Raw genomic sequence first — 12589 nt, forward strand, 5'->3', positions numbered from 1 at the left:
ATGACTCAACAGACTTTCCTGGTGGAAATCGGCACGGAAGAGTTGCCGCCGAAGGCTCTTCGTTCTCTGGCCGAATCTTTTGCTGCCAACTTTACTGCTGAACTGGATAACGCCAACCTGCCTCATGGTGAGGTGGTTTGGTATGCTGCGCCGCGCCGTCTGGCGGTAAAAGTGGCCGATTTAAGCGCGGCTCAGGCGGATCGTGAAGTTGAAAAACGCGGCCCTGCCATTGCGCAAGCTTTTGATGCTGAAGGTAAACCGAGCAAAGCCGCCGAAGGCTGGGCACGGGGTTGTGGTATTACTGTCGATCAGGCTGAACGCCTGGTTACTGACAAAGGCGAATGGCTGCTGTACCGCGCCCATGTCAAAGGCCAATCAGCACAATTACTGCTGGCAGATATGGTGAATAGCGCGCTGAGTAAGCTGCCTATTCCAAAACTGATGCGCTGGGGTGATAAAGAAACCCAATTCGTTCGCCCGGTTCATACTGTAACCCTGCTGTTAGGCAGCGAATTGATTCCAGGCACTGTGTTAGGTATCGATTCAGACCGCATTATTCGTGGTCACCGCTTTATGGGTGAGGCTGAGTTCACTATTGATAACGCTGACCAATACCCGCAGATTTTGCTGGAGCGCGGTAAAGTCATCGCTGATTATGAATCACGTAAAGCTATAATCAAGCGTGATGCAGAACTGGCAGCGCAGAAGATTGGCGGTATTGCTGATCTGAGTGAAAGCTTGCTGGAAGAAGTGACATCACTGGTTGAATGGCCGGTGGTGCTAACCGCCAAGTTTGAAGAGAAATTCCTAGCAGTACCTGCGGAAGCACTGGTCTACACCATGAAAGGTGACCAGAAGTACTTCCCGGTTTACGATGCTGCCGGTAGCCTACTGCCAAACTTCATTTTTGTTGCCAATATCGAATCTAAAGATCCTCAACAGATTATTTCCGGTAACGAGAAAGTGGTTCGTCCGCGCTTGGCTGATGCGGAGTTTTTCTTTAAGACTGACCGTAAAAAACGTCTGGAAGACAATTTGCCGCGTCTGGAAACCGTGCTGTTCCAACAGCAATTGGGGACGTTGCGTGACAAGACCGACCGTATTCAAGCATTGGCGGGCTGGGTTGCCGCACAGATTGGCGCGGACGTTAACCATGCTACCCGTGCAGGTCTGCTGTCCAAATGTGACCTGATGACCAACATGGTGTTTGAATTCACCGATACTCAAGGTGTGATGGGGATGCACTATGCCCGTCACGATGGTGAAGCTGAAGATGTTGCTGTAGCGCTGAATGAGCAATACCAGCCACGGTTTGCCGGTGATGATTTGCCATCTAACCCAGTTGCTTGTGCATTAGCGATTGCCGATAAGATGGACACATTGGCCGGTATTTTCGGCATTGGTCAACATCCGAAAGGTGATAAAGACCCGTTTGCGCTGCGCCGTGCGGCGTTGGGAGTACTGCGCATTATCGTCGAGAAGAACTTGCCACTTGATCTGCAAACGCTGACTGAAGAGGCGGTGCGCCTGTATGGCAGCAAGCTGACCAATGGCAACGTGGTCGATGAAGTGATTGAGTTCATGCTGGGCCGTTTCCGTGCCTGGTATCAGGATGAAGGTCACAGCGTTGACACTATTCAGGCGGTACTGGCTCGTCGTCCAACCAAACCGGCTGATTTTGATGCGCGGGTGAAGGCGGTGACCTATTTCCGTACCCTGGATGCCGCAGCGACATTGGCTGCTGCTAACAAGCGTGTATCGAATATTCTGGCGAAATCCACTGATACCCTGAATGACCATGTGCATGCCTCGGTGTTAAAAGAGCCGGCAGAGCTGAAACTGGCAACACATTTAGTGGTGTTGCGTGACAAACTGGAGCCAGTCTTTGCTGCGGGTCACTATCAGGAAGCGCTGGTGGAACTGGCAGCTCTGCGAGAAACGGTCGATGAGTTCTTCGACAGTGTTATGGTTATGGCAGAGGACGATGCAGTGCGGATCAACCGTCTGACATTGCTGAGTAAATTACGCGAGCTATTCTTGCAGGTTGCTGATATTTCGTTATTACAGTAATTCTGTACTTGGCTGGTCACAGGGGAGCGTATATCGCTCCCCTTAGCTATTCTTATTACTCACGTTAGATGATAAGAATGGGATTTTGTGAAAATAAGTACTTACTACAGGAGTAGTTTCACATGACTTTTGCACTGAATACAGCCCGATATTCACGTTGGTTAGCGCCATTACTGGCGTTACTGGTGGTGTTCCAATTGACCGCCTGCGGGGATAAAGAGCCAGAACAACGTAAGGCTTTTATTGATTATCTGCAAAATACAGTGATGCGTAGCGGGATGAAACTGCCAACACTGAGCGAAGATCAAAAACAGAAATTTGGCCCTTATGTCAGTGATTATGCGATTTTAGTCACTTTTTCACAGCAGCTTACCAAATCTGTTGATGCCAGCTTGAGCCCGGCGATTGCTCAAATCAATGAGATTCGCGTGGCGCAGGATTATCTCGCCAAGCGTGATGCATTACAGCAGTCCGCAGGTGCATTGAACTTGTTAGTGCAACAGATTCGTACGGCAAAAACACAAGCCGATAGTGCGGTTGCTGCATTGAAACAGCCTGATGATTTGAAAGTGGTATTTAATAAAGCTTTCGATAATATTGTGACTCAGCCAGCCAATGTGTTGATCCCAGCAGTGCCGGTGATTTCTGCTTTTGTGCAGGATCTGGCACAAGTTGGTGATTTCTTGCAGCAGCAGGGAACGCAGGTCACTTTCAATAATGGCGGCGTTCAATTCCAGACCCCACAGCAAGCAGCGCTATATAACACGATGATGGCTAATTTAGTCGCCAAGTATCCGGCGATGATGACGGCACAGAAGAGTGTTGCGAGTGTCATGCAGTGATGGTTTTGGTTGATTTGATTTGATTTGATTTGATTTGATTTGATTTGGTGATCGGTTCGGTTGTTAGGACTGATCGAGTTATTCTTTCGGTTAGTATTTGATAAGTGAATAAGTTCGGTTGTTAAAGTAACTGAATTTACTTAACCTGCGATGAACCAACCGGCAAAGGGGCCATAAGCGTGGCCCCTTGTGCAATCCCGCGCTTGCGCGAAATATTGCCCTGCGGGTAAACCGTCCGCGTCTTTCGGGCTGACGAGCCAGCGCGATTCGCTCCTGCTCAAGCGCGCTTTTCGCGGGCGTCCATGCCCGCTCACTCTACCCTCATTCCTTGTCGGCAATATTCCTGATTGCGCTCAACGTCAAAACCATCGCTTTAGGTTTTGATTTTCTCTTTTGACTTTAAAAGCACATTTGAGCTGCCGAGTGAAGAATGAAGTCAGCGAAATCCGCCATGGACGGCGGATTTAGGCGTCATGAGCAGGGATGCGGCAACACTGCGAAGCAGTTTTGAACAACGCTTGCGTTGGCCCGAAGGGTAGCCTCAAAGAGGCCATAATAAAGCCGTCCCGCCAGCGTAATGATGAGCCGCAGGCAAGCGATACGTGCGCAAGCGCGGATTGTTAAGGCCCACGCTTATGGGCCTTAACTCGGTTGAGGCGACTGAGCTAAAATGACCTCGGAGCGTTTATCAACCGAAACCTGATCCGAACCTAAGCACTAAACCCATATCAACCGAAACCCGCTCCAATAATGTGCCCCCTTCCCCCTGTTATTTTATTACACATTTCTACCGAGAGTTGAGTCTGAGAGGTTATTAGCAGGGTGAATGTCTCATCTCCTCTCCACGAGCAAAAATAACTTGTGATTAACATCACATTTTCAAAACAAACTAACCCACGCAAAATGTGATTTATATCACTCTTATCGGGCTTTGTAGCTTAAAAATTCGTCGTCGTGGTTTTCTTACAGTCATTTAGTGTGATCTGCGTCAACAAGCACACCCCTATAATAGGGGGTTTGGTGTGACTTCTGTCACATAAATGCAGTGAGCTACGCGTGAATAAAGGAGCATGCTAGAGTTTGTTTTGCATACAGCGTGTTTGTATTCGATAACACCGGCGGGTTTTGCAGAACTGCCTCAACAAAACAATTATATCGCGCTCTTATTGTTAGCGCGTACCAATAGGGGTGTTTTATGTTTTCACCAGACGCAAAGGTCAGAATTCAAAATTTTGGCCGATTCCTCAGTAACATGGTTATGCCCAATATCGGGGCATTTATTGCCTGGGGTATTATCACCGCACTGTTTATTCCAACCGGCTGGCTGCCAAATGAAACGCTAGCCAAACTGATTGGCCCAATGATCACCTACCTGTTACCACTGCTGATCGGTTTTACCGGTGGCCGTTTGGTGGGGGGTGATCGCGGTGGTGTGGTGGGTGCTATCACCACCATGGGGGTTATCGTTGGTGCGGATATGCCAATGTTCCTCGGTGCGATGATTGTGGGTCCGCTGGGTGGCTGGGCAATCAAACACTTTGACCGTTGGGTTGAAGGTAAAATCAAAAGCGGCTTTGAGATGCTGGTTAACAACTTCTCAGCCGGTATCATCGGTATGCTGTTGGCGATTTTGGCCTTTATGGCGATTGGTCCACTGGTCGAAGTGTTGTCCCACGTGTTGGCTAAAGGCGTGCATATCATGGTGCAGCTTAACCTGCTGCCATTAACGTCTATCTTCGTCGAACCAGCTAAAATCCTGTTCCTGAATAACGCGATTAACCACGGTATCTTCTCACCTCTGGGTATCCAGCAGGCGACTGAAACCGGTAAGTCTATCTTCTTCCTGATCGAAGCGAACCCAGGCCCAGGTATGGGTGTGTTGATGGCTTACATGTTCTTCGGTAGAGGTAACGCTAAGCAGTCTGCTGGTGGCGCGGCTATCATCCACTTCTTCGGTGGTATCCACGAAATCTATTTCCCATACGTGCTGATGAACCCGCGCTTATTGCTGGCGGTTATTCTGGGCGGTATGACTGGTGTGTTCACTCTGACTGTGCTGAACGGCGGCCTGGTATCACCTGCGTCTCCTGGTTCTATCCTGGCAGTATTGGCGATGACACCTAAAGGTGCTTATTTTGCCAACATTGCTGCAGTTGCTGCTGCGTTTGCCGTCTCCTTCGTGGTGTCTGCTATCTTGCTGAAAACCTCTAAAGTCAAAGACGACGAGGAAGACAGTCTGGGAGATGCGACTCGCCGTATGCAAGATATGAAAGCGCAATCTAAAGGCGCACAAGCGGCGAATGCTGCCGCTGCCGCAGGCGACCTGACCACCGTACGTAAAATCATCGTAGCTTGTGATGCGGGTATGGGTTCTAGTGCGATGGGGGCCGGTGTGCTGCGTAAGAAAGTACAAGATGCGGGCTTGAGACATATCTCGGTGACTAACTGTGCTATCAACAACTTACCAGAAGATGTGGACTTGGTTATCACCCACCGTGATTTGACTGAGCGAGCCATGCGCCATGCGCCACAGGCACAACATATCTCGTTGACCAACTTCCTTGATAGCCAGTTGTACACCAACCTGACAGCACGTTTGGTGGAGGTGGCTAACACGACAGCAAGCACTCAGAAAGTGATTGAAACGCTGGACGATAGCTTTGAAGCCTCTGAAGCCAACTTGTTCAAGCTGGGCGCGGAGAATATTTTCCTCAATCAACACGCAGCCACCAAAGAGCAAGCTATTCGCTTCGCTGGTGAGCAGTTGGTGAAGGGCGGTTATGTTGAGCCGGAATATGTTGAAGCGATGTTGGAACGTGAAAAACTGACCTCCACCTATCTGGGCGAATCTATCGCGGTACCACACGGTACCATTGAAGCGAAAGACCGTGTGTTGAAAACCGGTGTAGTATTCTGCCAATACCCTGACGGCGTGCGCTTTGGTGACGAAGAAGATGAAGTGGCGCGTTTGGTGATTGGTATCGCGGCCCGTAATAATGAGCATATTCATGTTATTACCAGCCTGACGAATGCGCTGGATGATGAGTCGGTGATTGAGCGCTTAAGTAAAACTACCAGCGTGCAGGAAGTATTGGACTTATTGGGTGGCAAAAAGTAACCCAGCAATAACTGAATAGGGCCGTTGGGAGAAACGGCCCTTCTACAGCAAAAGGTAACGAATATGAAAGCATTACATTTTGGCGCAGGTAATATTGGCCGGGGCTTCATTGGTAAACTTCTTGCTGATGCCGGTGCGCAACTGACCTTCGCAGATGTTAACCAGCCGCTGCTGGACGAACTGAATAAACGTAAAAGTTATCAGGTCAATGTGGTTGGTGAGCAGGCGCGGGTTGAAGAAGTCAAAAACGTGAGTGCAGTAAACAGTAGTAGCCCAGACGTGGTGGCGCTGATTGCTGATGCCGATATTGTCACCACCGCTGTTGGACCGCAGATTCTGGCACGTATTGCCGGCACCGTGGCACAAGGCTTAGTCGCTCGTCATCAACAAGGTAATACTCGTCCGCTGAATATTATCGCCTGTGAGAATATGGTGCGCGGTACCAGCCAGTTAAAACAGCATGTCTTCGCTGCGTTACCGGAAAGTGAACAAGCGTGGGTTGAGCAACATGTCGGTTTCGTCGATTCCGCGGTAGACCGTATTGTGCCGCCATCAGAAGCGGGCAGTACAGATATTCTGGCAGTGACGGTAGAGACCTTCAGTGAGTGGATTGTTGATGGTACCCAGTTCAAAGGGCAGCCACCGGAAATCGCAGGTATGGAGTTGACCGACAACCTAATGGCGTTTGTGGAGCGTAAACTCTTCACCCTGAACACCGGTCATGCGATAACGGCCTATCTGGGGCAACTGGCCGGCCATCAAACCATCCGTGATGCCATTCTGGACCCAGCAGTACGCCAGACAGTGAAAGGCGCGATGGAAGAGAGCGGTGCAGTGCTGATTAAACGCTATGCTTTTGATCCACAAAAACATGCCGCTTATATCAATAAAATCATCTCCCGTTTTGAGAACCCTTACCTGCATGACGATGTTGAACGTGTTGGCCGTCAACCACTGCGTAAACTGAGTGCCGGTGATCGATTGATCAAACCGCTATTGGGTACACTTGAGTATCAACTGCCACACACCAATCTGGTAACCGGTATTGCGGCGGCCATGAGTTATCGCAGTGAGCAAGACTCACAAGCTCAGGAGTTGGTTGAATTACTGGCGAAATTGGGGCCGAAAGCTGCTTTGGCGCAAATTTCAGGCTTACCCGCTGATGGCGAGGTTGTCGAACAGGCGGTGAGTGTGTATAACGCCATGCAGGACAAGCTGACGCACTAATTTTGTGATGAACAAAATGAGTTTGCGTTAGGTGATATACCCTAAATAATTCGAGTTGCGGGAAGGCGACAAGCGAGATACAAATCGGTCGGGAACCGATTTGTACAGCATTAATGCTAGCCCGTAGGGTGAGCCTCCAGGATGAGGCTCATTAATCCCGATGAGCTTACGCAGTCAAGTGATTCGGGTTATTGAACGTAGCCAACGCACATGCGGCTTGAAGTATGACGGAGATAAATACCGTGTCAGATTGCGCGGTATTTATCTTTTCATAGCCCGATATTCTGAAACCACCTCAGTGACAAGCGATGATTGAAAAAACACAGGCATTTGAGAATCGGGTACTTGAGCATCTGAACGCAGGCAAGACCGTTCGGAGTTTCCTGATGGCTGCTGTCGAATTATTGGCAGAAGCGCTGAATATTCTCGTGGTGCAGGTTTTTCGTAAAGATGACTATGCGGTGAAATATGCCGTGGAGCCATTGCTGGTTGGCGATGGGCCGCTTGGTGAGCTATCCGTCCGGCTAAAGTTGGTTTATGCCTTGGGTGTGATCACCCGTCATGAATACGAAGATGCTGAGCTATTGATGGCGCTTCGTGAGGAGTTAAACCATGATGGCACCGAGTATCGCTTTACTGATGACGAAATCCTCGGGCCATTTGGTGAATTACATTGTGTGGCTGAATTGCCGCCAGTGCCCACTTTCCTGCGCCCGGATGAAGCAGACGCGTCGCTGATTGCCATGCAACGCCAGCGTTATCAGCAAATGGTGCGTTCCACCATGGTGCTCTCGATTACAGAATTGCTCTCCCGCATCAGCTTAAAACAGGTTTCCAAGCTGTCACCACTCGGCCATGCCTGAGTTACGGCAACACACTGAGCCATTCGTCAACTAACAGCCACAATGCTGTTATTGCCATCAAGCCCCCCATCACTCCATTGAATAATCGTAGTTTCCAGTTAACCCGTAACGCATGGCGTAACTGATCCCCCATCACCGCCCAAACGGCCACACAAGGCAGATTTAACAGAGCAAAACCACTAACAATCAGTAGGGTATGGCTCAGCGTAGCACCTTCACGTGGTGTAAATAAGATGGCGACATTCATAGCCATCAGCCAAGCCTTTGGATTAATGGCCTGGAATAAAGCCCCCTGGATAAACCCCATTGGTTGCTGGCCATCTCTTGACTTCGGGCTACCGGAATTAAAAATTTTCCACGATAACCAGAATAAATATGCACATCCCAGCGTCACCAGTGGCAAGCGAATTACCCCCAGCCAACTGAGAATTAATGCCAACAATGTGGTCATTAATGCGCATTGCAACGCGCAGCCAAAGGTAATCCCCAACATCATTGGGAAGGTACGACGTAAGCCAAAATTGACACCAGATGCAGCTAATAACAGGTTATTTGGACCTGGAGTGATCGACATAACGGTAACGTAACTGATGAAAGCACTGTCTAGCATGGGATATCCTCCCCATTCGTACTTGAAGCTGCACGGGTGAGTAAGCTTGTTGCCTACCTGCAACTCCAATTACTGTGGGTATTATATTATTGATGTTATCGAGAGATTCAGCATAAACAGCAATCCGCTATGGCGTCAGAAGCAGAAGTTATCTATTGTTGTGGGTACAGTTTGTATAAGATTTAACTGTACCCATTGAACCTGCGGAGAACTGTCACCATGCCCGTTGTTATGAATGAAATTCGCTACTTGCAAGTGGCTGACAATCTGGCGCAGGCCATTAAGAAAGGCAGTTTGCTGGCGGGTAGCCGCCTGCCATCAGTGCGCGGTTACGCCAAAAACCATCAGGTGAGTATCAATACGGTGGTGGCAGCTTACCGTACGCTGGAGGATCGAGGCTTGATTGAAGCGCGTCCGCAGTCAGGGTTTTATGTTTGTAGTCCGTCAACGGCGGTGGTGCCAACAGCGACAGTCGGCAAACCGGTAAATGAGGTGCTGGATTTAATTGATACGGTATTTGCCGCACAACAAAACCCTCGCTTTACCAATATCTCGCTCGCCTGTCCACAAACGGCGGATTTTTACCCCAGCGCCAAGTTGGGCCGCATCATGGCATCACTATTGCGTCGTGAGCCGCAGTTAATCAGTCAGTACGCGTTGCCACCAGGATGCCAGCGCCTGCGTCAGCAAATCGCCCGCCGCGCCATGACCCTAGGGATGCTGGCTAATCCGGCAGATATCACTATTACGCATGGTTGTATGGAGGCGTTGCAGTTAGCGTTGCGGGTCACCACCAAGCCGGGTGATTGTGTCGGGCTGGAATCGCCAACCTATTTCTATCTGATGCCATTACTTGCCAGTCTTGGCCTGAAAGCCGTGGAGATTCCAACCGATCCACAGCAAGGTTTATCGTTGGATGTGTTGGAGTTACTGCTTCAGGAGGGGCGGTTGAATGCATTGATCGCCATGCCAACGGTGCAGAACCCGTTAGGTTTTACGATGCCACTGGCGGCGAAAAAGCGCCTGGCACAGTTGATGAACGATCATCAGGTGCCGCTGATAGAAGATGGCTTATATGCAGAAATACAATTCGGTTCTACTTTGTCCCCAGCGGTAAAAGCCTTTGACCGCGACGGTTGGGTGCTGTTCTGTTCCAGCTTCACCAAAACACTGGCCCCGGACTTCCGTATCGGCTGGATTGATGGTGGCCGCTTCGCTGAGGCATTACATAAGCTCAAAGCGGTGTCGTCGATGGCGGAACCGGCGTTATTATCAGAAACACTGGCACTGTTTCTGGAGTCTGGCGGTTACGACCACCACCTGCGCGGGCTACGGCGCCGTTATGCGCAACAAGTACAGCAGGCGCAGCAACTCATTGCACAATACTTCCCTCGTGGGACCAAAGTGACCCAACCAGCAGGGGGTTTTGTTTTCTGGGTCGAGTTCCCTGCCTGTGTCGATACCGTGGCGCTATTTCATCAATTGCTACAAGAACAGATATGCCTGACCCCCGGTACGCTTTACTCGCCGAGTGGCCGCTATCGTAATGCTTTTCGCCTCTCGTGCTGTTATCCGTTCAACCACCACTATACCCAAGCTTTGGTCAGGCTCGGGGAGGTTGCTTGTGAAATTAGCAGCCTACCGGCCGGCATGCAGTGGCAACCAATACAGGAGGCTGCTGCTGAAAAGCACGCATCCTGATACACTCTCTATCTTGATGCACAATCAGTGCTATCCTATCCCCAACTTTAGCGAAATATCGTGCCCATCAGTGGCATGTACGGGCCAATACTATGAAAGAACATGCAGAAATCAAACGTCTAAGCGATATGCTGGATGCGTTGAACCACAAAGACCCTACCGTGATCCAACAGGGTAATATGGATTTGATCGCGCAGCATATGAAAGAAAAAGAGAAACTGGCGGCTGAAATTCAGCGCCTGAAAGAAGTGCGGGTTAAAAACCTGAGTGCTGAAGCACAAAAGCTAGCTCAACTGCCGTTCAGCCGTGCTATTACTAAAAAAGAGCAGGCGGATATGGGCACGCTGAAGAAAGCGGTACGCGGTATTGTGGTGGTACACCCAATGACGGCATTAGGCCGTGAGATGGGCTTGAAAGAAGTGACCGGCTACGCGAAAAAAGCGTTCTAATTGCGACTTTCGAAATAACCGGGTGTGTGGCATGGCCGCTACCCGGTTTGTTGTGGGTTTTCATCTCTCTTGACATATGCTAAGCATATGCTAGTGTCTTTAGTGACACGATTATCAGGAGTAAAAATATGAGAACAGTCTCTATTTTCAAAAATGGCCAAAATCGGGCAATACGTTTACCAAAAGATATGGACTTTGCGGGTGTCACCGAACTGGAAATACTCAAAGATGGCGATAATATCATTTTAAGACCTATCCGCCCTACATGGGTATCATTCATGGATGAAGATAAAGCGGATAACGATTTTCTTACGGAAAGACAAGACGTTATCGAAGAGGGACGCTTCGAATTATGATGAAAAGAATATATATGCTCGATACGAATATTTGCTCTTTTATTATGTGGGAACGCCCTGCTGAATTAATTATAAAATTACAACAGTGTATTGAGCATCAGAATAAAATAGTCGTTTCAGCCATTACATACTCAGAAATGCGGTTTGGTGCAATTGGTAAGAAAGCATCACCGAAACATAACTATTTAGTAGATGAATTTGTGAAACGATTAGATGCTATCTTGTCGTGGGATGCAGCGGCTGTAGATGCTACCACTAATATTAAAGTTGAGCTGGCAAAGCAGGGTACGCCAATTGGCGGAAATGATGCAGCAATAGCCGGACACGCAATTTCGGCTGGAGCAATATTAGTGACTAATAACATTAGAGAGTTTGAAAGAGTTAAAAAGCTGCGAATTGAGGATTGGAGTAAATAATCATCATTTCTAATAAAATTTACAAATACAACCCAATCATATATTCAAGGTGGTGATTAAAATTACCTATTTAATTACTGCTCTTTCATATAACTTGCCGTCCTTGGCAAGATCGTGTGTTGTATTATTTGATAATTAATACATCAAGAACCTAATAACCGCCGATTGAAATCCTCGATCTTTCCTTGCGAAAGACGCGTTAGCATAGTTTTACTCCAACTGGTGGATAATCCTGATACAGCCAGCAAGCGGTGATACTGTTCTTTATCGAAAGGCATATGCCAGGCGATGGTAATAGCCTCTGCCACCGAGATATCACTGGTGCGCGCCAACAGCTCTAATGCATGGCCCTCACTAACAATACCGGTGGAAATTACGCGATACAGCCAGCCGCAATAACCGGTCTGCTGCATCAGTGCCGACATTTCCTCGATAGCGAAATGGAAGTTGAGCTTGTAACAAGGTGAACGCGGTTGAGTCACCTGAATGATTGCCCCTCCCCAGCGGTAGATATCCCCCATATAGACATTTTGTTCCGTCATGCCGAGGGTTGAGATATTTTCGCCATAGGCTGGTGCTGCGAAAATATCTTCCTGTGCAGGGAATCGCTCTATCCAGTGGGAGTAGTGTTCTCGTGGATAATGGCATAAGGCGCGGTCCGGCCCACCGTGAAAGCGGGTCTCGGCTTGTTCATCCCCTTCCAATCCCAGCGTCGTGAGCATGATGCCACCCTGAACCTGACGTTTACCAATCGCGCTCGGGGAACTGCCGTTATAAGGCTCGATTTTACCGATATAAACCTGAGGATACTTCATCTGCTCTCCTTGTCTGCGTTGGGAAGGGAGAATCAGAATACCCTGCCTGACCGCAGGGTTCCAAGGTAAAAGAGGTTATCGATAGGATTGAGCGAAACGACGAGATAGGCAGGAGTAACCGC

At 49.1% G+C, this 12589-nt stretch carries 11 protein-coding genes; 9 read left to right on the forward strand and 2 right to left on the reverse strand.

Annotation, left to right across the window (positions count from 1 at the left end):
- The 5 genes from glyS (at nt 1) to V1953_RS00175 (ending at nt 8120) form a co-directional block, all read left to right on the forward strand.
- The gene (gene glyS, locus V1953_RS00155) at nt 1–2070 is read left to right on the forward strand and encodes a glycine--tRNA ligase subunit beta (protein WP_372568439.1); all 2070 of its coding nucleotides are present in this window, start codon (nt 1–3) and stop codon (nt 2068–2070) included.
- 122 nt (nt 2071–2192) lie between these two features.
- On the forward strand, nt 2193–2912 hold the full coding sequence (locus V1953_RS00160; RefSeq protein WP_083161480.1) for a DUF3053 domain-containing protein: 720 nt from the start codon (nt 2193–2195) through the stop codon (nt 2910–2912).
- A gap of 1195 nt (nt 2913–4107) precedes the next feature.
- Nucleotides 4108–6030 carry a PTS mannitol transporter subunit IICBA gene (locus V1953_RS00165; protein WP_442850537.1) on the forward strand — a complete coding sequence of 641 codons (1923 nt, stop codon included), beginning with the start codon at nt 4108–4110 and terminating at the stop codon, nt 6028–6030.
- Nucleotides 6031–6093: 63 nt separating this feature from the next.
- Nucleotides 6094–7257: a mannitol-1-phosphate 5-dehydrogenase gene (locus V1953_RS00170; protein ID WP_420072742.1), complete on the forward strand. Its 1164-nt coding sequence runs from the start codon at nt 6094–6096 to the stop codon at nt 7255–7257.
- A 308-nt stretch (nt 7258–7565) separates the two neighbouring features.
- Nucleotides 7566–8120 (forward strand): MltR family transcriptional regulator, encoded by a 555-nt coding sequence (locus V1953_RS00175; protein WP_005186837.1) that lies wholly within the window; start codon nt 7566–7568, stop codon nt 8118–8120.
- Between the two features lies 1 nt (nt 8121).
- Here the strand turns inward: V1953_RS00175 and V1953_RS00180 are convergent, their stop codons facing one another.
- The gene (locus V1953_RS00180) at nt 8122–8730 is read right to left on the reverse strand and encodes a LysE family translocator (RefSeq protein WP_083161473.1); all 609 of its coding nucleotides are present in this window, start codon (nt 8728–8730) and stop codon (nt 8122–8124) included.
- Between the two features lie 219 nt (nt 8731–8949).
- Between V1953_RS00180 and V1953_RS00185 the strand changes: the two genes are divergently transcribed.
- The 4 genes from V1953_RS00185 (at nt 8950) to V1953_RS00200 (ending at nt 11652) form a co-directional block, all read left to right on the forward strand.
- Nucleotides 8950–10431, forward strand: coding sequence for an aminotransferase-like domain-containing protein (locus V1953_RS00185; RefSeq protein WP_372568441.1), 1482 nt, complete (start codon nt 8950–8952; stop codon nt 10429–10431).
- Nucleotides 10432–10523: 92 nt separating this feature from the next.
- Complete coding sequence (locus V1953_RS00190; RefSeq protein WP_075337794.1) at nt 10524–10880, forward strand: YibL family ribosome-associated protein; 357 nt, start codon at nt 10524–10526, stop codon at nt 10878–10880.
- Nucleotides 10881–11008: 128 nt separating this feature from the next.
- Nucleotides 11009–11236 carry a type II toxin-antitoxin system VapB family antitoxin gene (gene vapB / locus V1953_RS00195; RefSeq protein ID WP_050086923.1) on the forward strand — a complete coding sequence of 76 codons (228 nt, stop codon included), beginning with the start codon at nt 11009–11011 and terminating at the stop codon, nt 11234–11236.
- Nucleotides 11233–11652, forward strand: a complete 420-nt coding sequence (locus tag V1953_RS00200; protein ID WP_442850538.1) for a type II toxin-antitoxin system VapC family toxin — start codon at nt 11233–11235, stop codon at nt 11650–11652. The genes vapB and V1953_RS00200 overlap by 4 nt, the downstream gene beginning before the upstream one ends.
- Before the next feature lie 143 nt (nt 11653–11795).
- On the opposite strand, the gene yiiM is transcribed toward V1953_RS00200, so the two are convergent.
- Nucleotides 11796–12467, reverse strand: coding sequence for a 6-hydroxyaminopurine reductase (gene yiiM / locus V1953_RS00205; RefSeq protein WP_442850539.1), 672 nt, complete (start codon nt 12465–12467; stop codon nt 11796–11798).
- Between the last annotated feature and the right edge of the window lie 122 nt (nt 12468–12589).

This window comes from Yersinia sp. 2541 StPb PI, from assembly GCF_052217145.1.
Classification (GTDB): domain Bacteria; phylum Pseudomonadota; class Gammaproteobacteria; order Enterobacterales; family Enterobacteriaceae; genus Yersinia; species Yersinia enterocolitica_E.